The organism is Cobetia sp. MMG027, from assembly GCF_027947415.1.
Taxonomy (GTDB): domain Bacteria; phylum Pseudomonadota; class Gammaproteobacteria; order Pseudomonadales; family Halomonadaceae; genus Cobetia; species Cobetia marina.
The window spans coordinates 256750-276167 of sequence record NZ_JAQJIO010000005.1; the positions used below are offsets into that span (position 1 = coordinate 256750).

The window sequence follows — 19418 nt, forward strand, 5'->3', positions numbered from 1 at the left end:
TGTCGTGGCCGGCATGCACCAGCAGGGTCGTCACCGCAGGACAGACATGCAAGGAGACCGCCTTGGCGGATGCAGAGCTTTCACTCAGTTATGGTCAGGCCTTCGTGGCACCGGACCGCAAGCGCCACCGCAGCTCGATGTCGCTGGAAATTCCTGTCGAGCGTGGCCCGCTGGCGACCAAGGGCGGCTGTGCGTTGATCGCGGATACCACCAGCAAGAACGCCATCGCCAAGCAGGCGGGCGATCTGGCCGTGCGTGGCTTTCTGGCCGACTACTTCGCCACGCCCGACAACTGGAGCGTCAAGTACTCCGCGACTCGTGTGCTGCGAGCGCTGAACAGCTGGTGCTACAGCCAGAGTCGCTTCGTGCGTGGCGGCAGTTACGTCACCTCGATTTCCGCGGTCATCTTCCGTGGCCAGTCGGCGCATCTGTTCCATGCCGGCGATACCGTGGTGTTCCGTCTGCGTGGTGGCGAGTTCGAACAGATCTCGCGTGATCATGTCACGGACCTGGGCGGTTATCGCTATCCCTCACGGGCTCTGGGCATGGATGTCAGTCTCGACATCGATTACATCGAATTGCCGCTCAAGCAGGGCGACATCTTCCTGCTGACCACCCAAGCGGTGCGCGGCACCTTGCTGCCCTCGGACTTCGTGTCACTGATTCGTGACGATGTCTCGGATCTGGACGCCGCCAGCGAGCGTCTCGCGCATGCCGCTGCGGACCGTGCCGACGAACGTGGCTATACCGCGGATCAGTTCTGCTTCCAGCTGGTGCGTATCGATCGCCTGGCCAGTGCCAGCGAAGACACGCCGGGGCGCATCTATGGGGATCTGCCGGTGCCGCGCGAGCTGGAGCCGGGGGATCGCATCGATGGGCTGGAAGTGCTGGAAGTCATGTCACGCAGTGCGCGGGTGCGCGTCTACAAGGTCCGGGATCTCAAGAGCCGGCGCGTGATGGTGATGAAGGCGCCGAGTCCGGAGCTCTCGCTCAAGAACGCCTATCTCGAGCACTTCCTGCTCCAGCAGTGGGTGGTGGATCGCGTCAACTCGCCCTTTGTCGTCAAGGTGGTGGAACCCTCGCGCCCGCGGGATCACCTCTACTATCTGCTCGAGCATCTGGAGGCGCAGACGCTGACCGACTGGGCGCGCCAGCATCCCCAGGCCAATCTCGAGCAGCGCCTGGATATCGCCCGCCAGCTGGGCAAGGCGGTCCACGCACTCAATCGGCGTGAAGTGCTGCATCAGTTGATCCACCCCGACAACGTGATGATCGACCGTCACGGCAAGGTGGTGCTGGTGGACTTCGGGGCCTGTCATCTGCGCGAAGGGGATGGGCACGAGAGTGCCGGTCCCCTGGTGCGCCAGGTCGGGCTGACCGAGCACAGTGCGCCGGAATATGCGCTGGGGGCCGAGGTCAGTCGCCGCAGCGATCAGTACGGGCTGGCGTCGGTGATCTACTGGCTGCTGACCGGCATGCAGCCCTACGCTCAGTCGATGGATCAGCTGCGCACCCAGACGGACCTCGAGCTGCTGGAGTATCAGCCGGCACGCATGCGCAATCCGCAGGTTCCCCAGATGCTGGACGATGCCCTGAGGCGTGCGCTGGACCCCCAGCGCACCTTGCGCTTCCGGCGTCTGTCGGAGCTGCTCTATGCGCTGCGCCTGCCACAGCAGGACCCCGGCAAGGCCATCACGCCATCCGAGGCCATGCGCGAACCGGCCAATTTCTGGCAGGGCGTCGCCGGCATCCTGCTGTTGCTGCTGGTGCTGTCCTGGTTGCTCAAATAGCCCTGCGTGTGTCGGTGGCGTGCGGTTGTCGAGAGCAGCCTCGCGTCATGAACGAGAAAGCCCCGCACAGTGATCTGTGCGGGGCTTTCTCATGGGTGCCGCAACGGCGTTGGCACAGCGCTGCCCGGGGAAGCGGGCAGCGCGATCGATCAGATCGAGAACGGCGTGAGCTTCTTCTCGACCTTGGCCAGCGTGAGGCGGGCGACCGCCGGCAGACCATTGACGAAGGGCGGGAAGTCCTCGCCCTGGATCAGCGGTGACAGGTACTGGCGGCAGGCGTCAGTGATGTAGAAGCCGTCTTCGCTGATGAACTCCAGCGGCATGAACTTCTCATGGTTGGCGATCTGCTCCAGCGGTGCCTCGATGATGTCCCAGGCGTAGTCAGCGCCATCGCCGAGGCGACGGATCGCCGGCATCACGGCGTTCTTGCCGGCCAGGGCCATTTCCACGGCAGCACGACCCGTGGCGTACGCCTGCTCGACGTCGGTCTTCGAGGCGATGTGGCGTGCCGCGCGCTGCAGATAATCGGCCACGGCCCAGTGATACTTGTAGCCGAGATCCTGCTTGACCATGCCGGCCAGCGTCGGCGCCACGCCGCCCAGCTGACGGTGGCCGAAGGCATCGGTGTTGCCGGCATCGGCCAGGAAGGTGCCGTCTTCATAGCGGGCACCTTCGGAGACCACCACCACGCAGTAGCCGTGGTCCTTGACGCACTGGTCGACACGCGCCATGAAGTCCTTGCGGTGGAAGGCGACTTCCGGGAAGACCACGATGTGCGGCGGCTGAGTGGCATCTTCGCCAGCCAGGGCACCGGCGGCGGCGATCCAGCCAGCGTGACGTCCCATGACCTCAAGGATGAACACCTTGGTGGAAGTGGCGCACATGGAGGCGATGTCGAGGCCGGCCTCGCGGGTGGAGGTGGCGATGTACTTGGCCACGCTGCCGAAGCCCGGCGAGTTGTCGGTGATCGGCAGGTCGTTGTCCACGGTCTTGGGTACGTGGATGGCCTGGATCGGGTAGCCCATGGTCTCGGCCAGCTGGGAGACCTTCAGGCAGGTGTCGGCGCTGTCGCCGCCACCGTTGTAGAAGAAGTAGCGGATATCGTGGGCCTTGAACACCTCGATCAGACGCTCGTACTGGGTACGGTGATCCTCGATGCTCTTGAGCTTGTAACGGCAGGAGCCGAAGGCACCGCCCGGGGTGTGGCGCAAGGCGGCGATGTTCTCGTCGCTTTCCTGGCTGACATCGATCAGATCTTCGGTCAGGGCGCCGATGATGCCGTTGTGACCGGCGTAGAGCTTGCCGATCTGGTCGCCGTGTTCACGCACGGCTTCGATCACGCCACAGGCGCTGGCATTGATGACGGCGGTAACGCCACCGGACTGGGCGTAGAAGGCATTGTGCTGGGGCATGGGCTTCTCGTCTCTGCTTCCTTGTCATGGTCTTGAACGGGCTGGCGCTTACCCGCCGCATCATATCCGAAAGACATGACCCCTGCACGACGCCCGGATGCCACGTATCTGTCGTTCTGCCCCGACACGCCCGTGCTACTCGCCGCCTGGCGGGCATGCTAGGCTGCTCGGGCTTCCGGATTGGAGAAACAGATGCACCTTCACGTCATCGGTATTTGCGGTACCTTCATGGGCTCTCTGGCACTGCTTGCGCGTGCGCGCGGCCATCGCGTCACCGGCAGCGATGCCAATGTCTATCCGCCCATGAGCACACAGCTGGCCGAGGCCGGTATCACCCTGATGGAAGGGTATGCCGCCGACAATCTCGAGCCCGCGCCAGAGCTCACGGTGGTCGGCAATGCCGTCTCGCGCGGCAATCCTGAAGTCGAGGCGCTGCTCGAGCGCGGCTTGGCCTACACCTCCGGCCCGCAATGGCTGTGTGACGAGGTGCTGACGGGACGACCGGTGATCGCCATTGCCGGCACCCACGGCAAGACCACCACCGCGACCATGACCGCCTGGATTCTCGAATGCGCGGGCCTCACGCCGGGCTATCTGATCGGGGGCGTGCCGCCGCAGCTGGGCGATTCCGCGCGTATCGGCGACCCGCAGGCACCCTTCGTGGTCGAGGCCGATGAGTACGACACGGCCTTCTTCGACAAGCGCTCCAAGTTCGTGCATTACCGTCCGCGCATCGCCGTGCTCAACAATCTCGAATTCGACCACGCCGACATCTTCCCGGATCTCGCGGCCATTGAACGGCAGTTCCATCACCTGGTGCGTACCGTGCCGGCTGGCGGCAAGCTGGTGGTCGCGGCGGACGCCGTCGCCGGTGCCGAGGCGCTGGAACGCGTGCTGGATCAAGGCTGCTGGACGCCGGTGACACGCTTCGGCGATGAAGGTGGCATCGAGAACGCCGGTGGCGACTGGCGCTATCGTCTGATCAGTGCCGATGGCAGCCACTTCGCGCTGGCGCCGGCCGCCGTGTCCGGCGAGGCGGACCGCTTCGTCGAGTGTCAGTGGGCGATGCGCGGACGCCACAACGTGGCCAACGCCTGTGCCGCGGTGGCCGCTGCCGTCGAGTGCGGCGTGAGTGTCGAGGCGGCGCTGCAGGCGCTCGCGCGCTTCGCGCCGCCCAGGCGCCGTCAGGAGCTGCGCGGTGAGGTGGCCGGCGTCAAGGTCATCGATGACTTCGCGCACCACCCGACCGCCATCGCCACCACGCTTGAGGGCCTGGCGCCGGGCGTGGCAGCCGAAGGGCAGGGCGGTCGTCTGTGGGCGGTGATCGAGCCGCGCTCCAACACCATGAAGCTTGGCACCATGAAGGCGCGCCTGCCGGCAGCGGTCACCGCAGCGGATCGGGTCAGCTGGTTCGCGGGCCCGACACTGGGCTGGTCACTCGACGAGACGGTCAGCGAGTGTCGTGCTCTCGGCGTTGAAGCCGATGTCGAGCAGGACCTCGACGCCCTGATCGCCAAGATCGCCAATGACTCCCGCGCCGGCGACTGGGTGGTGGTGATGTCCAATGGCGGCTTCGGCGGTATCCACGAACGTCTGTTGAGTGCACTGGCAGCACGGGAAGGTGAGGCATGAGCCAGCAAGCGAAAGCCCCCGAAGGGGAGTTCAAGTCAGCGGTCACCGTCGCGCTGACCGGGGCCTCGGGTGCCCAGTACGGCCTGCGGCTGATCGAATGCCTGGTCGCGGCGGGTCATGAGGTGATGGTGATGGTCTCCAAGGCGGCCCACATGGTGATCGCCACCGAGACCGATGAAGAACTGCCGGCGCGCCCGGCTCGCCTCACCGAGGTGCTTACCCAGCGCTACGCCGCCAGGCCCGGTCAGATTCGCTGCTTCGGCCGCGAGGACTGGATGGCGCCCGTGGCGTCCGGCTCCGGCGCGCCGAGTGCCATGGTGGTATGTCCATGTTCCACCGGCTCGCTCTCGTCTATCGCGACCGGCGCCAGCAACAATCTGATCGAACGCGCCGCCGACGTCGCCCTCAAGGAGCGTCGCACGCTGATCCTAGTGCCGCGCGAGACGCCGTTCTCGGCGATCCATCTCGAACACATGCTGAGCCTGACGCGCATGGGGGCCGTCATCCTGCCCGCCGCCCCCGGCTTCTATCACCGCCCGCAGACACTCGATGACATGATCGACTTCATCGTCGCGCGCATTCTCAATCAGCTGGGAATCGCGCATGCGCTGATGCCGCGCTGGGGCGAAGGGCATGTCAGTGGTGACTAGTGTCGTCATCTTGATCATCGGATTGTGCAGGGAGAGCAGGGAATGCTGAATTGGTCATTGTTGTCGGTGTTCGTGCCGACCTTCTTTCTGGTGTCGCTGACACCGGGCATGTGCATGACGCTGGCCATGACCCTGGGGATGACGCAAGGGGTGCGCCGCACCCTGTGGATGATGGTGGGCGAGCTGCTGGGGGTCGGGCTGGTGGCGGTCTCGGCCGTGATCGGGGTCGCGACCATCATGCTGCGCTATCCGCTGGTGTTCTCGGCCTTCAAGCTGGCCGGGGGCGCCTATCTGGTGTGGCTCGGCATCCAGATGTGGCGCTCGCGGGGGCGCCTGGCGCTGGGGGTCGTGGGCGAGGCCAGTGCTGCACCACGCGCCTCGCGGCGGACATTGGCGGCACAGGGCTTCGTCACCGCCATCGCCAATCCCAAGGGCTGGGCGTTCTTCATCGCGCTGCTGCCGCCGTTTCTGGACGCGAGCCTGCCGATGACGCCACAGCTGGTGGCGCTGGTGGGTATCATTCTCACGCTCGAATTCAGCTGTCTGATGCTGTATGCCGGTGGCGGCAGTGGACTGGCGCGCTGGCTCGGTCGTGGTTCGCGCGTGCGGCTCATGAACCGGGTCGCGGGGACCCTGATGGTCGGGGTGGGCATCTGGCTCGCCACCGGCTGACCTCGGCATGCCAAGGCGCTGACCGACACACCCCGAACACACGAAGGCCCGCCAATGGCGGGCCTTCGTGTGTTCGCCGGCTGGAGCAACCGCGACGACGGGGACTATCGGGGCGGCTGGCGCAACGCCGGCAGCTGTCTCAACGGTGGTGTGCGAGTCAATTGCGTCGCAGGGTCTCCAGTGCCGCCGCCGCCACGATGAAACTGCCGCCCACCAGCGTCATCCAGGTGGGGGCCTCGCCGAGAATCAACCAGGCAAGCAGCACCCCATACACCGGCTGCAGACAGCCGATCATGCCGACGGTCTTGGCCCTGAGACCACCCAGGGCGAAGGTCATCAGGGCATGGGGGGTGGCCGTGAACACGACGGCCAGTACCAGCATGGCGATGCCTGTTCCCGGGCTTGCGTCCATGATCTCGCCGGAGGCGAACGGCAATGTCAGCACCACCACGCCCAGCGCCTGCAGGCTCATCGACAGCACCGGGTTGAGGTGGCTGAGACGGTAGCGCACCAGCAGATTGCGCGCCGCGAACAGCAGGCCCGAGAACACGCCCCACAACACTCCCGCCAGGCTATCGCCCTGCGCGCTGCTGTCGCCGCCGGGAACCAGCAGCCAGACGCCGATGCACACCAGCCCTGCCGCCGCCAGATCCCCGGCTTTCAGGCGCGTGCCCTCCACCCAGGGTTCCAGCAGCACGATGAAGATGGGATAGGTGAACAGTGCCAGCATGCCGGTGGCCACGGACGAGACCTGCATCGCGTGGAAGTAGCTGACCCAGTGAGCGGCCATCAGCGCCGCGGCCACGCCCACCAGCGCCCAGTCGCGGCCGCTCAGGCGCAGCGAGACCTGCCACTTCAGCCGTGCGATCCACAGAAGGAACAGGCCGGCCAGCAGGCTGCGCCAGGTGGTGATGTCGAGCGCCGAGAGTGGCAGGCCCTTCGAGAACAGCGCCGTGCCGCCGAGCAGCGCGATGCCGAGATGAATCGACATGAGCGCCTGGGGCTGGTTGGCAGGGGGAGCGGCAGGACCGGGCATGGGTATCCTCTTGGGCAGAAGGCGAAGGTGGCGGTGATGATGACGTGCAGCGATCACCTTGAGGGTCGATCGTGAATGACGGGCTAGAGCGGCAGCCACAGCAGGCGCGCCGTCAGCAGACCCAGACTCGCCAGGCTCAACCACACCACGGGGGCGGCCGGCGAGGGGCAGGGTTGCTGGACGAAGGCAGGGTAGCTGATGCGCACCAGAGCACACGCCAGCAGTCCCAGACAGGCGCCGCCCAGGATATCGCTCAGATAGTGCACGCCGAGGAAGATGCGAGACAGCCCGATCACGCTACAGGCGATGATGGCGCTCCAGTAGATCCAGCGTCGGCGTGGAGAGGGTTGCCGTTCGGCGATGAAGGCGGCTGCCAGGCCGAATACCGCGACGGCACCGGCCGTGTGGGCACTGGGGAACGACATCGAGCCCTCGAGGAAGGCGGGAGTGTCCGGACGGGGGCGCTGGATCAGATACTTGAGCACGGTATTGGCGCAGGCGATGCCGACCCAGGCGGCGCTCAGATGGATCCATATCGCATGGCGGCGCGTGAGTGCCAGCCACACGAGCCAGGGCGCCACGAGTGCCGCGAGCCCCGTGCCATCGCCGAGCTGCGAGAGCCACAGGCTGGCCTGGTGCAGAAGGTTCTCGGGCAGCAGGGTGTGGAGTCTGTCGGCGAGCGAGGCCGCGACGACGTCGATCTGCCAGGGCCCGGGGTGAGCGAGTGCCGCCAGACTCATCGCGGGCACGCTGATGACGGCAAAGACCAGCAGTGCCATCGAGGCCAGCGGGAACTCGCCTTCCGGGTCGGGGTGGCGCAGCTGCCACCACAGGCGACGGCCGGATGCCGAGCGACGCATGCGGCGCGCCAGCCAGTGATAGAGGCGGCCTTCGCGGCCCAGCTGGCGGCGCAGAAAGGAGAAGGCAAAGGCGCAGGCGATCAGGCCGCTGGCCAGGCCGATCAGCAGGCCGTTGGCGCCCGGTGGCAGCGTGAACAGTGATTGCCAGGTCTGGCCCAGCAGGTAGCCCGGCAACAGATAGGCGGGAGACCACGCCAGTGCCGAGAGGCCATTGACCATGAAGAAGCGCGAGGCCGGCATGTCCAGCATGCCCGCGACCAGCGGGATGATCGGGCGTACCGGGCCGACGAAACGCCCGAAGGCGATCGACCAGCTGCCGTGACGATGGAAGAAGCGCTGACCGTGTTCGATCCATTCGGGGTGGCGCGAGAAGGGCCAGCGCTGCGGTAACTGATCCCGATGATGGACGCCGAGCCAGAAGCTCACGCCATCGCCGATCACGGCCCCCAGCGCACCGGAAAGCAGCACCAGTGGCAGGGAAAGCTCAAGATGCCCCGCCAGCGAGGCGCCGGCCGTCAGCATGACCACGCCGGGGACCAGCAGGCCGACGATGGCGAGGGATTCGAGCAGGGAGATGAAGCCGATGATGACAATCAGCGCCACGGGGTGCTCGCTCAGCGTGGCCATCAGGGAGGTGGGGTCCAGCCAGTGAGTCAGTGTGGCAAGGGTGTTGCTCATTCATTGAGGTCCATCAGGGTGAGTTGGGCGGCCAGCAGGCGTTGTTCGAGTTTCTGTACCGTGTCGCCCGCCTTGTAGTTGACGAGACGAGCGTGAGCGATGATCGAGCCGGTCTCGGGCTGTGTCGTCGCCGCCAGGGCGGCCGTCAGGCGTTCACGCATGATCAGGGCGCCGGCCTCGCCGGTATTGGGGAGCATCAGCCAGAACGTGGCCTTGTCACTGCGACACAGCAGATCGCCCTGACGCGAGATGCCCTGCATGACATCGCAGGCCGAGGAGAGGCACTCGATGCGGCGGTCTTCCCCGAATTGCTCACCGAGCATCTCCAGCTGCGGCAGGTAGATGACCAGGATGCTCAACGGCTGCTCCAGCGCACTGGCGCGTGCGGCCTCGCTGGTCAGCCGCTGCTGGCCGGTGCGCGCATTGTAGGCATTGCACTCGACTTCCTCGCTGGCGGTCATGCGCATGACACCTGACTGCAGGTTGTTGATCACGAAGGGCTGGCTGGCGACCAGCAGCAGGCAGACATAGCGCAGTACCTCGCCGAAGTTGTCATCCGGCTGACCCAGCAGCCATAGCCACAGCGGGGCCAGTACCACGTTCAAGAGCATCGCCGGCGCCAATGGCAGCAGCAGCAGCGTCAGGATGCTCGGCAATCCCAGCCACAGCGACATTCCGATGTGCGCGCTGGGGGCCTCCAGCGCCAGCATCAGGTAACCGCCGATCAGCGCCAGATAGGCGGGAAGTGGCTGCTCTTCATCCAGGAGGTGCAGAGCGGTCGCGATCCCCATCAGCAAGGTGGCCAGCACCGGTGTCAGGATGTGGGAGTAGTCCCCGACCAGATAACGCCAGAGCGCGTAGGTGGCCAGCACCAGGGTCGCCAGTAGCATGATCAGGGTCTTGCGATTGGCCAGCCGGCGGCGCTCTCTGGCGCGCGTGGCCGTCGTTGACGAGGACATCAGTCTTCAGCCTCCGCCTGGGGGGTGTCGGCGAGTGCCGCCTTTCGGGAGGGGAGCGCGGGCAGGTGAGTGATCGGCTCGCGCTCCTCGCTGAGGTTGGCGCTCGCCGCCTGCAGGTCGAGATGGTCGGCCTCGGTATCGTTCAGCGGCTGGACCCGCGCCCGCACTGGCATGGCAAGATGCTCCATGAGCTGACGCCGCCGCAGGTTGGCAGCGTGTTCGCTGCGTGCCACCAACAGCAACGCCAGGCAGTCATCGTCAAGCTGATAGCGTGTTTCATGGGGCAGCGCCGCGCTGTCCAGCGTATTCAGCAGACGGCGACGCGTGAGGCGGGTGGGCGTGGCTGGCTCCAGCAGGATCAGCTCGATGTGGATGCCTTCACGATCTGCCCGGGAAATTTCCCGCGGCAGATCCCGGAGCAGCTGGTATTGTGACCAGATGGCACGATTCGCGTCACGGCGACCGCGCCGCTCCAGCTGACGCCAGACCTCCTGCTGACGCTGCCCGGCGATGGCGCCCAGCGCCATCAAGGTGGCCGTGATGCCGATGCCAAGGCTCAGCCAGTCACTGCCCAGCGGCGTGAGTGCCAGCCAGGTGGTGATCAGCCCGATGATGGCGCAGGCCGGCGCCAGCCACGCGGGGCGCGGATAGAGCAGCAGCACGGCAAATCCCCATAGCCACATCATGTGCTGCTCGGGTGCCAGCAGCACCAGCAGCGCCATGATCACCGCCACGCTGAGCATGGCCATGGTCCGGAACCAGCCCATCGTGAAGAGTTCGTGCGCCAGGGAGACCACCAGCAGCAAGGTGCCGCCGATGGCCAGCAGCAGTCCGGTGATGGTCAGGGCGAGGCTGATCTGGCGCGCCGCTTCCAGCAGCAACAGCACAGAGCCGAGCAGACAGATGAACTGACTGACCCGGACTTTGAACTTGATCTCCATGGTGACTTATATTGGCACCTTTCCCGTGGATGACATGAATCCGACCAGACTCCTCGGTCGGATGGGGCGCAGCGCATTGAGCCATGCCATGACAGGATGTGCGAGCGTGATGCCGCCTGCCTGTCCCGGCTCTGCCAGGCGCTGATACGGGCCAGCATACCCCAAACCATGATTTTCCGAAGTGTCGAGGTGATCCGGCGCTTTCGCTTCGCCCCTCCCTCGGCTGATCCACAGGCGCCAGAGCGGGCGGAAGGCATTTTCCTACATCTTTCTACGAATGAGACAAGGCACATGAGCGAGCTGGGCAAGCACGACACCACGGACGTCGTGGCTTACATGAACGGTCTGGGCGGCGATGCCCGCGCAGCGAGCGTGGTGATGCGTCGTGTCGACAGCGGCCTCAAGAACCGGGCGCTGCAGATCATGGCGCGACTGATCGACGAGCGCCGCGAGTCGCTGACCGCCGCCAACGCCGATGACCTGACGCGAGCGCGAGACAATGGCCTGTCGGAGGCGATGGTCGACCGCCTCGCCCTCACGCCGGCGCGTATCGACGCCATGATCGAGGGGCTCGAGCAGGTCGCGGCCCTGCCGGACCCGGTCGGTGAGATCGATGGCCTGAAATATCGTCCCAGCGGCATCCAGGTCGGTCACATGCGTGTGCCGCTGGGCGTGATCGGCATCATCTTCGAATCACGGCCCAACGTCACCATCGAGGCCGCCAGCCTGTGCCTCAAGTCCGGCAATGCCTGCATCCTGCGTGGTGGTTCAGAAGCGGCGTCCAGCAACCGTGCGCTGGGTGAGATCATCCGCGAGGCGCTGGTGGCGGCCGGGCTGCCGGCGACGGCGGTGCAGGTGGTGGCCACCACGGACCGTGCCGCGGTGGGCCGTCTGATCGCGATGCCCGAGTACGTCGATGTCATCATCCCGCGTGGGGGCAAGAGTCTGGTCGAGCGCATCACCAATGAGGCGCGCGTGCCGGTCATCAAGCATCTCGACGGTATCTGCCACGTCTATATCGACGCCACGGCAGATCTCGACATGGCGGTGAGCATCGCCGAGAACGCCAAGACACACCGTTACGGTACCTGCAACACCATGGAGACCCTGCTGGTGGATGCGGCTGTCGCGGCCGAGGTGCTGCCGCGCATCGCCGAGCGTCTGGCGGTCCATGAGGTCGAGATTCGTGGCTGTGAACGCACCTGTGACATCCTGTCCGAGGCCGTGGCCGCCACGGATCAGGACTGGGATACCGAGTATCTGGCACCGATTCTGGCGATTCGGGTCGTCGAGGGCGTGGAAGCGGCGATGGCGCATATCGAGCGTCACAGCTCCGGGCATACCGAAGCCATCATCACCGACAACTATGCGCTGGCGCGTCGGTTCATGGCCGAAGTGGATTCCAGCTCCGTGATGGTCAATGCCTCCACCCGCTTTGCCGATGGCTTCGAATACGGATTGGGTGCCGAGATCGGCATTTCCACCGACAAGCTGCACGCTCGCGGGCCCGTGGGGCTGGAAGGGCTCACCACACGCAAGTATGTCGTGTTCGGCGATGGGCAGATTCGTCAGTGAGATCTCCAGACCCTTCCTCGGTCAGCGCATCGCCACGGGCGCTGGACGATAGCCAGCGCCCGCTGAATGTCGACGGCGACGCCGCGCAGCGCGAACCTGCCGCACAGCCGGGTGGGGAGGCCTGCGACACTCTGCCTGACGAGAAGCCACAGCCCGGCTTCGAGGGCTGTCTCGGGCCGGTCCCCCGGGTGGCGATGCTCGGGGGCACTTTCGACCCGGTACACCACGGGCACCTTCGCAGCGCCATCGAACTGCGTGAGGCGCTGGGCCTGGATCATGTGTTGATGATTCCCTGCCATCAGCCGCCACATCGTGCCGCACCCGGGGTGAGCAGCGAGGAGCGTCTGGCCATGCTGGAGGCCGCGATTGCCGGTGAGCCGGGGCTCAAGGCGGATGCCCGCGAGCTTTTCCGGGATGGGCCGTCCTACAGTGCCGACACCCTGGCGAGCCTGCGCGGCGAATATGGCCCTCAGGCGCGGCTGGTGATGGCCATCGGCCATGATGCCTTTCTCAAGCTTGGCGAATGGCATGCCGCCGAGCGATTGTTCGATGATGCCCATGTCGTGGTGATCGAGCGCCCTGATCATGATGCTCCTCTGCCAGAGGCGTTGAAGGCCTTGATCGAGGGGCGGGAAGTGCAGACGGTGGCCGAGCTGATGGCGCGTCCCGGCGGCCTGTTGCTGCGGTTGTCATTGCCGACCCGCATGGCGATCAGCGCGACCTTCGTACGCGAGCGGCTTGCGCTGGGGGATAGCGTGCGCTACCTGCTGCCCGAGACGGTCATCCGCCATATCGAGGCCCGGTCGCTTTACTGCCCGCCCTGTGAGTGAGGGTTCGTGACGCGTAGATTGACGATGCCCATAGGCGAGCGCATCACCAACGGGTAGAATGCGCCCCCTGCCGAACAAACTTCCGAGGAATCATGCAGACCGAAGCTCTTAAAAACCTGGTGATCGACGCCCTTGACGACCTCAAGGCCCAGGAAATCAGCGAGATCGATGTCTCCAAGCTGACCAGCGTCACCGATGTCATGGTGATCGCGACGGGGACTTCCAGCCGTCATATCGCCGCTCTGGCCAACAATGTGCAGGTCACGGTGAAAGAAGCCGGCGTCAAGCCGCTGGGTTGCGAAGGCGACAACGGTTCCGACTGGGTGTTGCTGGATCTGGGCGATGTCGTCGTCCACGTCATGCTGGCCGAAACCCGTGCCCTGTATGACCTCGAGCGCCTGTGGAGCGATCTGCCCCGCGAGACGAGCGAAGAGTTCGAACAGCGCAGCTGATTCCGCTCTTGCCTGCCTCAAGAGGCGGAGTGATGCGGCACGGCGGTGCCACCGGCGCCGGTTGCGGGCAGCATGCTGACAGGGCGGGCCCGTGGTGGTTGGACGGAAGGAGAGGGTCAGCGGGCATGCCCGTTGGCCACTGACGACACGGGACAGGACATGAAGATCCGAGTACTGGCGGTCGGGCAGAAGATGCCTGACTGGGTGGAGAAGGGTAGCCGGGAATATCTCAAACGCATGCCAAGAGACTTTTCCCTCGAATTCATCGAACTGGCGCCCGGAAACCGTGGCAAGAACGCGGATATTGCCCGTGCCATGGCCAGTGAAGGTGATCGGATGCTCGAAAAACTCAAGGGAAATGAACATGTTGTCGCCCTTGATGTCCTAGGGAAGTCGTGGAGCACGGAGCAGCTGGCTCAGCACGCCGATGACTGGCGCCTGGGCGGTCGCGATGTGGCCATCCTGATCGGCGGTCCTGACGGGCTCGATCCACGCCTGCTGGCCCGCGCGGATCAGCGCTGGTCGCTCTCCGCGCTGACCCTGCCGCACCCGCTGGTGCGCATCGTATTGGCGGAGCAGCTCTACCGCGCCTGGACACTGCTGGTCGGGCATCCTTATCACCGTTAAGCGCCTGCCGCTTGCGACAAGACACGAGTTGCGAGACCCGCCATGCGCCAACGCCGGGCGACGATCAAGAATCCCCAACAGGAAGTGCGGATCTTTCGCCTTCGCAGTATCGTGGCCGCCGGCCTGGTGCTGGTGCTGGCCGGTTGCCTGCTGGCACGGCTGGTCTTTCTTCAGGTCGTGGAACACGATATCTATACCACGCGCTCGGACAAGAACCGTGTGCGTGTCGAACCCCTGCCGCCGACGCGCGGCCTGATCTATGACCGCAACGGTCGTCTGCTTGCCGAGAATCGCCCCAATTACAACCTGACCATCGTGCGCGAACGCGCCGGTGATCTGGAGACGACGCTTGAGCGTCTGGTCGAGATTCTCGATCTCCCCCCTGATGAAATCGAAGACTTCAAGGAACGCTCGCGTCAGCGACAGCGCCCCTATCAGCCAGCCCTGTTGATGAGTGAACTGAGCCAGGAGCAGATCGCGCGTCTGGCGGTCAATCGCTATCGCCTGCCAGGTGTCGAGGTCGAGGCCCAGCTGCTGCGTTACTACCCGGATGCCAAGCCGCTCTCGCATACGCTGGGCTATGTCGGGCGCATCAATCAGGCGGAGCTCAAGACCCTCGACAAGGGCAACTATTCGGGAACGCACTTCATCGGCAAGACCGGGATCGAGCGCTTCTATGAAGAGGCGCTGCATGGTCAGGCCGGGCTGCGCAAGGTGGAAACTAATGCGCGCGGCCGCGTGCTGCGTGAGCTGTCGCGTATCGACCCGCAGCCCGGCAAGGACTTGACGCTGACCATCGACCGTGGCCTGCAGGATCTGGCCTATCGACTGCTCAAGGGGCGCCGTGGGGCGATCGTGGCCATCGAGCCGGAGAGCGGCGAGATCCTCGCCATGGCCTCGGTGCCGGGCTTTGATTCCAACGAGTTCGTCACCGGCATCAGCGTCAAGAGTTACCGTGCGTTGCAGTCCGACATCGACCTGCCGCTGTTCAATCGGGCGATACGTGGACAGTATCCGCCTGCCTCGACGGTCAAGCCCTTCATGTCGCTGGCGGGGCTGGACAATGGCGTCATCACGCCGCAGACCACCTTCTTCGACCCGGGGTATTTCCAGCTGCCCAATGACAGCCACAAGTATCGCAACTGGCTGCGCTGGGGGCATGGACGGGTCAACATGCGGCGCGGTATCGCCGTCTCCAATGACACCTACTTCTACAATGTCGCCTATCGACTGGGCATCGATCGCATCAGCGAGTACATGCACAAGTTCGGGTTCGGTGAGCAGACCGCGCTGGACGTGCAGGGTGCCTTGCCGGGGTTGATGCCGTCCAAGGAATGGAAGCGCAATCGCTACGACAAGCCCTGGTATCCCGGCGAGACCATCTCCATCGGGATCGGCCAGGGCTACTGGTTGACGACGCCCCTGCAGCTCGCCTCCGCCGAGGCGGTGCTGGCCAATCGTGGCCGGCATGTGACGCCTCATCTGGCCAAGCGCATCGGCGATGAGACGGTGCTGTTGCCGCGCAGCGAAGAGAAGCCTGACGTGGTGGTGGAGAATCCTGCCTGGTGGGACGAGGTCATCGGCGCGCTTGAGGACGTGGTCAATGGCCGCGAGGGCACGGCGCGCAAGTACGTCGGGCCCGGGCTCAAGTATCGCATGGCCGGCAAGTCCGGTACGGCGCAGGTCTTCACCCTGGGGCAGGACCAGAAGTACAACGGTCACGAGCTGGCGGAACGTCTGCGCGACCATGCCCTGTTTGCGGCGTTCGCGCCGGTCGAGAATCCCGAGATCGCCGTGTCCGTGGTGGTGGAGAACGGTCAGGGCGGAAGCTCGGTGGCCGGCCCCATGGCACGTGCCATCACGGATTACTGGTTGTTGCCGCGCATTGATCCTGTCGCCCGTGATGCCGCCCTGACGCTGGCGGCGGCCCTGGAAGAGACGGCGGCGCAGGCCGAGCAGAGCGAAACCCCTGCAGGAGTCAATGATGCCGACTGATTATCAGCGCTCGATGCGCAGCGTGGGAGGCGAGCTCAATCGCCGGCGTCGCACCAGTCTGTGGGAGCGGATCCATCTGGACCCCTGGCTGCTGCTGTTGCTGCTGATCGTGCTGGGGTGCGGTCTGATCGTGCTCTACAGCGCCAGCGGTCAGGATATCGATTTCACGCTGCGCCAGGCGTCACGTCAGGCGTTGGCGCTGGGGGTCATGATCGGCCTGGCGCAGCTCTCTCCGAGCACGCTGTATCGCTGGGCACCTGTCGCCTATGGTGGCGGTTTCCTGATGCTGGTGGCGGTGGAGGTACTGGGGGATGTCGGCATGGGGGCCCAGCGCTGGCTGGTGATTCCCGGCGTCGTGCGCTTCCAACCGTCGGAGCTCATGAAGCTGGCGATGCCGATGATGGTCGCCTGCTGGCTGGGGCAGCGGCCGCTGCCGCCACGCTGGCGCGATCTGGTCATCTGTGGGGTGATCATCGTCACGCCGGTGCTGCTGATCGCTCGGCAGCCGGACCTGGGAACCTCGCTGCTGGTCGCGGCGGCCGGGGTCTTCGTCATCCTGCTGGCGGGACTCTCCTGGAAACTGATCGCCTTCTTCGGGGCGTTGATCGCCTCGGCGCTGCCGCTTCTGTGGATGGTGATGCATGACTATCAACGCCGGCGTGTGCTGACCTTCCTGAATCCGGAGTCCGACCCGCTGGGTGCCGGCTGGAACATCATCCAGTCCAAGACCGCCATCGGCTCCGGAGGCCTGCTGGGCAAGGGCTATACCCTGGGGACCCAATCGCAGCTGGAATTTCTGCCTGAGCGGCATACCGACTTCATCGTCGCGGTGATCGGGGAGGAACTCGGGCTTCTGGGCATGAGTTTCTTCCTCGCCCTCTACGTGTTGATCGTGCTGCGCGGGCTGGTGATGGCCAACCATGGTCAGGACAGCTTCGCGCGCCTGACAGGGGGAGCCATCATCCTGACCTTCTTCGTCTATGTGTTCGTCAACATCGGCATGGTGTCAGGCATTCTCCCGGTGGTGGGCGTTCCGCTGCCGCTGGTCAGTTATGGTGGGACCTCCAGCGTGACCTTGCTGGCGGGCTTCGGTATTCTCATGAGCATTCATACCCACCGGCGCCTGCTGTCGCGTTGACGCGGCCTTTGCAGCTACCGGATGGCAAGGACATTCGCGGGCCGACGCCCGCAGACAGGCAAGGAGAGAGTCGATGACGGTGATTAACGCACGTGGGCGGCGTCTGAAGCACTGGGGCGCAGCCCTGATGATCGCGCCGTTGCTGGGCATGTCAGGGGCGGCCATGGCGGCGCCGGATGGCTTTGCTCCCGCAACTCACCCGGAGACGGCCAAGCTGGTGGATGAGCTGGTGGCCAAGGGGCTGGATCGCGCTCGCGTGACCGAGCTGATGAATCAGGCCGATTACAGCCAGAAAGTGCTGGATGCCATGTCGCGCCCGGCGGAAGGGCACCTGCGCTGGGACCAGTACCGCGCCATCTTCATGAAGGAATCTCGCATCGAGGCCGGCGTGAAGTTCATCGCCGAGCATCGCGAGACCTTCGATCGTGCCCAGGCCGAATATGGCGTGCCGCCGGAAGTCATCGCCGCCATCATTGGCGTCGAGACCTTCTTCGGCAAGCACACCGGTACCCACCGCGTGATCGACTCACTCTCCACGCTGGCCTTCGATCATCCGCGTCGTGGCAAGTTCTTCCGTGGTGAGCTGTCCGCCTTCCTGCAGCTGACGTTGGAGCAGGGCATCGACCCGCTCTCCATCAAGGGATCCTATGCCGGTGCGATGGGCTACCCACAGTTCATCCCCACCAGCTATCAGGCCTATGCCGTCGATTTCGATGGCGATGGTGTGCGGGACCTGTGGCACAACCCCGTCGATGCCATCGGCAGTGTCGGCAACTATTTCGCCCGTCACGGCTGGAAGGCCGGTGCACCGGTCGTCAGCGCAGCCGATGGCCCCGGTACGCCGCCGTCTTCCGTCACCTTCAACAAGACCAAGAAGCCCTACATGAGCGTCTCGGCACTTGAGGCGGCAGGGGTCGAGGTCGCGGGTGGCGTGGCAGGCAATACCCAGATCATCCCGCTGGCGCTGGACCTCAAGCAGGGGTATCGCTACGCCGTGGGCTATGACAACTTCTACGTCATCACTCGCTACAACCACAGCCATCTGTATGCGATGGCCGTGAATGAGCTGTCCCAGGCGATCAAGCGCCGTCTCGAGGATGGGGGTGCCGGATGAGCTGGTCACGCGCGCTGCCGTTGACGTTGGCGCTTGCCCTGCTGGCCGGTTGTGCCAGCAGTGGTGGCACCACGGTCAGCGACGGTGCTTCGCCGAGCACGGGCAAGAAGGCGGGCAAGAATGGGCGTTACGAGATGGATTCGGACGCCTATCCCGACGACGCGCCGGACGTCTCCGCGGTGCCGGATGCCGTGCCGAAGCCCGAGCCCTATACGCGCAGCGGCAACCGCAGCGAGTATGAGGTGTGGGGCAAGACCTATCATGTGATGGATGATCCGCGCGGCTACGTGGCGGAAGGTACCGCCTCCTGGTATGGCAAGAAGTTCCATGGCTACGCCACCGCCAGCGGCGAGATCTATGACATGTACACCATGACGGCGGCCCACAAGTCGCTGCCGCTGCCGACCTACGCGCGAATCACCAATCTGGACAACGGCAAGCAGGTCATCGTCAAGGTCAACGATCGTGGGCCCTTCCATGATGATCGCCTGATTGACCTGTCCTACAGTGCGGCGTGGCGTCTCGACATGCTTGGCCATGGTACCGGTCATGTGCGCGTCGAGACGCTGGATGCCAGCACCTGGCGGCCGGGACCGAGTCCGACCCAGGGCACGGCCGAGTCCGAGCGCCTGCTGGCTCGCAGTCAGGCGGTGCGTCGCGAGCAGGGCATCGCAGGGCTTGAGGAAATGGGCGCAACCGGCGATTCCGTGGTGGCGAAGACGTCCAGCACGAGCGTTGCCGCCAAGCCCGTGGTAGCCTCTGCGGCGCGCGCGACCGACACCACGGCCAGCGGCGCTGATGCCAGCTTCCTGCAGGTGGCGGCGGTCAGTGACCTGCAAACGGCAGACCGCATCAGCAAGCGCGTCAGCGCGGCGCTTGATCGCCCGGTCCGAGTGCTGGGCAGTGGCAATCTTTACAAGGTGCAGGTGGGCCCGCTTGAAGAAAGCGTGCGTATCGAGTCGCTCAAGTCCGCGATCGCCGATGCCGGCTTCTCCGGCGCCTTCAGCGTACAGGCACCGCGCTAGCGGCGGTGATCTGGCGCATCCATCATGCATCC

The 19418-nt window shown here is 65.1% G+C and carries 17 protein-coding genes; 12 read left to right on the forward strand and 5 right to left on the reverse strand.

From position 1 onward, the window contains the following. Window positions 1–62: 62 nt before the first annotated feature. Window positions 63–1790 (forward strand): bifunctional protein-serine/threonine kinase/phosphatase, encoded by a 1728-nt coding sequence (locus PJK54_RS08620; protein ID WP_077371878.1) that lies wholly within the window; start codon window positions 63–65, stop codon window positions 1788–1790. A 149-nt stretch (window positions 1791–1939) separates the two neighbouring features. On the opposite strand, the gene PJK54_RS08625 is transcribed toward PJK54_RS08620, so the two are convergent. Then, entirely contained in the window at window positions 1940–3202 is a 1263-nt protein-coding gene (locus PJK54_RS08625) for a 6-phosphofructokinase (protein WP_077371881.1), read from the reverse strand. Window positions 3203–3394: 192 nt separating this feature from the next. Here PJK54_RS08625 and mpl point away from each other — a divergent pair, with 192 nt between their 5' ends. The 3 genes from mpl to PJK54_RS08640 are packed head-to-tail and all read left to right on the forward strand — an operon-like array spanning window position 3395 to window position 6156. Beyond that, complete coding sequence (mpl, locus tag PJK54_RS08630; RefSeq protein ID WP_271302649.1) at window positions 3395–4834, forward strand: UDP-N-acetylmuramate:L-alanyl-gamma-D-glutamyl-meso-diaminopimelate ligase; 1440 nt, start codon at window positions 3395–3397, stop codon at window positions 4832–4834. Next, window positions 4831–5484 carry a flavin prenyltransferase UbiX gene (locus tag PJK54_RS08635; protein ID WP_077371887.1) on the forward strand — a complete coding sequence of 218 codons (654 nt, stop codon included), beginning with the start codon at window positions 4831–4833 and terminating at the stop codon, window positions 5482–5484. The genes mpl and PJK54_RS08635 overlap by 4 nt, the downstream gene beginning before the upstream one ends. A 42-nt stretch (window positions 5485–5526) precedes the next feature. Continuing rightward, window positions 5527–6156 carry a LysE family translocator gene (locus PJK54_RS08640; RefSeq protein ID WP_271302650.1) on the forward strand — a complete coding sequence of 210 codons (630 nt, stop codon included), beginning with the start codon at window positions 5527–5529 and terminating at the stop codon, window positions 6154–6156. Window positions 6157–6313: 157 nt separating this feature from the next. On the opposite strand, the gene PJK54_RS08645 is transcribed toward PJK54_RS08640, so the two are convergent. From PJK54_RS08645 to PJK54_RS08660, 4 genes are all read right to left on the reverse strand, one after another. Then, window positions 6314–7192, reverse strand: coding sequence for a DMT family transporter (locus tag PJK54_RS08645; RefSeq protein WP_084209164.1), 879 nt, complete (start codon window positions 7190–7192; stop codon window positions 6314–6316). Window positions 7193–7275: 83 nt separating this feature from the next. Continuing rightward, the gene (locus tag PJK54_RS08650) at window positions 7276–8730 is read right to left on the reverse strand and encodes a bifunctional DedA family/phosphatase PAP2 family protein (RefSeq protein ID WP_240704178.1); all 1455 of its coding nucleotides are present in this window, start codon (window positions 8728–8730) and stop codon (window positions 7276–7278) included. Then, window positions 8727–9689, reverse strand: a complete 963-nt coding sequence (locus PJK54_RS08655) for a diguanylate cyclase domain-containing protein (RefSeq protein ID WP_077371896.1) — start codon at window positions 9687–9689, stop codon at window positions 8727–8729. The genes PJK54_RS08650 and PJK54_RS08655 overlap by 4 nt, the downstream gene beginning before the upstream one ends. Next, window positions 9689–10630 carry a hypothetical protein gene (locus PJK54_RS08660; protein ID WP_271302651.1) on the reverse strand — a complete coding sequence of 314 codons (942 nt, stop codon included), beginning with the start codon at window positions 10628–10630 and terminating at the stop codon, window positions 9689–9691. The genes PJK54_RS08655 and PJK54_RS08660 overlap by 1 nt, the downstream gene beginning before the upstream one ends. A 291-nt stretch (window positions 10631–10921) precedes the next feature. Here PJK54_RS08660 and PJK54_RS08665 point away from each other — a divergent pair, with 291 nt between their 5' ends. The 8 genes from PJK54_RS08665 to PJK54_RS08700 all read left to right on the forward strand — a co-directional run bounded on the left by PJK54_RS08665 (window position 10922) and on the right by PJK54_RS08700 (window position 19386). After that, on the forward strand, window positions 10922–12205 hold the full coding sequence (locus tag PJK54_RS08665; RefSeq protein WP_136938286.1) for a glutamate-5-semialdehyde dehydrogenase: 1284 nt from the start codon (window positions 10922–10924) through the stop codon (window positions 12203–12205). A gap of 194 nt (window positions 12206–12399) precedes the next feature. Further along, window positions 12400–13035 carry a nicotinate-nucleotide adenylyltransferase gene (gene nadD, locus PJK54_RS08670; RefSeq protein ID WP_077371905.1) on the forward strand — a complete coding sequence of 212 codons (636 nt, stop codon included), beginning with the start codon at window positions 12400–12402 and terminating at the stop codon, window positions 13033–13035. A 92-nt stretch (window positions 13036–13127) separates the two neighbouring features. Beyond that, window positions 13128–13487: a ribosome silencing factor gene (gene rsfS / locus PJK54_RS08675; protein ID WP_077371908.1), complete on the forward strand. Its 360-nt coding sequence runs from the start codon at window positions 13128–13130 to the stop codon at window positions 13485–13487. Window positions 13488–13646: 159 nt separating this feature from the next. Then, window positions 13647–14114, forward strand: coding sequence for a 23S rRNA (pseudouridine(1915)-N(3))-methyltransferase RlmH (gene rlmH, locus PJK54_RS08680; protein ID WP_077371912.1), 468 nt, complete (start codon window positions 13647–13649; stop codon window positions 14112–14114). A 42-nt stretch (window positions 14115–14156) separates the two neighbouring features. Then, entirely contained in the window at window positions 14157–16109 is a 1953-nt protein-coding gene (mrdA, locus tag PJK54_RS08685) for a penicillin-binding protein 2 (RefSeq protein WP_084209161.1), read from the forward strand. Next, window positions 16096–17247: a rod shape-determining protein RodA gene (gene rodA / locus PJK54_RS08690; RefSeq protein WP_371861119.1), complete on the forward strand. Its 1152-nt coding sequence runs from the start codon at window positions 16096–16098 to the stop codon at window positions 17245–17247. Before mrdA ends, rodA begins: the two co-directional genes overlap by 14 nt. Before the next feature lie 73 nt (window positions 17248–17320). After that, complete coding sequence (mltB, locus tag PJK54_RS08695; RefSeq protein WP_077371920.1) at window positions 17321–18361, forward strand: lytic murein transglycosylase B; 1041 nt, start codon at window positions 17321–17323, stop codon at window positions 18359–18361. Further along, on the forward strand, window positions 18358–19386 hold the full coding sequence (locus PJK54_RS08700) for a septal ring lytic transglycosylase RlpA family protein (protein WP_271302652.1): 1029 nt from the start codon (window positions 18358–18360) through the stop codon (window positions 19384–19386). Before mltB ends, PJK54_RS08700 begins: the two co-directional genes overlap by 4 nt. Window positions 19387–19418: the final 32 nt, after the last annotated feature.

Bases quoted from the DNA above. Each gene is read 5' to 3' on its own strand.
- PJK54_RS08625 (WP_077371881.1), bottom strand. From the start codon at position 3,202: ATGCCCCAGCACAATGCCTTCTACGCCCAGTCCGGTGGCGTTACCGCC.
- mpl (WP_271302649.1), top strand. From the start codon at position 3,395: ATGCACCTTCACGTCATCGGTATTTGCGGTACCTTCATGGGCTCTCTG.
- PJK54_RS08635 (WP_077371887.1), top strand. From the start codon at position 4,831: ATGAGCCAGCAAGCGAAAGCCCCCGAAGGGGAGTTCAAGTCAGCGGTC.
- PJK54_RS08640 (WP_271302650.1), top strand. From the start codon at position 5,527: ATGCTGAATTGGTCATTGTTGTCGGTGTTCGTGCCGACCTTCTTTCTG.
- PJK54_RS08645 (WP_084209164.1), bottom strand. From the start codon at position 7,192: ATGCCCGGTCCTGCCGCTCCCCCTGCCAACCAGCCCCAGGCGCTCATG.
- PJK54_RS08650 (WP_240704178.1), bottom strand. From the start codon at position 8,730: ATGAGCAACACCCTTGCCACACTGACTCACTGGCTGGACCCCACCTCC.
- PJK54_RS08655 (WP_077371896.1), bottom strand. From the start codon at position 9,689: ATGTCCTCGTCAACGACGGCCACGCGCGCCAGAGAGCGCCGCCGGCTG.
- PJK54_RS08660 (WP_271302651.1), bottom strand. From the start codon at position 10,630: ATGGAGATCAAGTTCAAAGTCCGGGTCAGTCAGTTCATCTGTCTGCTC.
- PJK54_RS08665 (WP_136938286.1), top strand. From the start codon at position 10,922: ATGAGCGAGCTGGGCAAGCACGACACCACGGACGTCGTGGCTTACATG.
- nadD (WP_077371905.1), top strand. From the start codon at position 12,400: ATGCTCGGGGGCACTTTCGACCCGGTACACCACGGGCACCTTCGCAGC.
- rsfS (WP_077371908.1), top strand. From the start codon at position 13,128: ATGCAGACCGAAGCTCTTAAAAACCTGGTGATCGACGCCCTTGACGAC.
- rlmH (WP_077371912.1), top strand. From the start codon at position 13,647: ATGAAGATCCGAGTACTGGCGGTCGGGCAGAAGATGCCTGACTGGGTG.
- mrdA (WP_084209161.1), top strand. From the start codon at position 14,157: ATGCGCCAACGCCGGGCGACGATCAAGAATCCCCAACAGGAAGTGCGG.
- rodA (WP_371861119.1), top strand. From the start codon at position 16,096: ATGATGCCGACTGATTATCAGCGCTCGATGCGCAGCGTGGGAGGCGAG.
- mltB (WP_077371920.1), top strand. From the start codon at position 17,321: ATGACGGTGATTAACGCACGTGGGCGGCGTCTGAAGCACTGGGGCGCA.
- PJK54_RS08700 (WP_271302652.1), top strand. From the start codon at position 18,358: ATGAGCTGGTCACGCGCGCTGCCGTTGACGTTGGCGCTTGCCCTGCTG.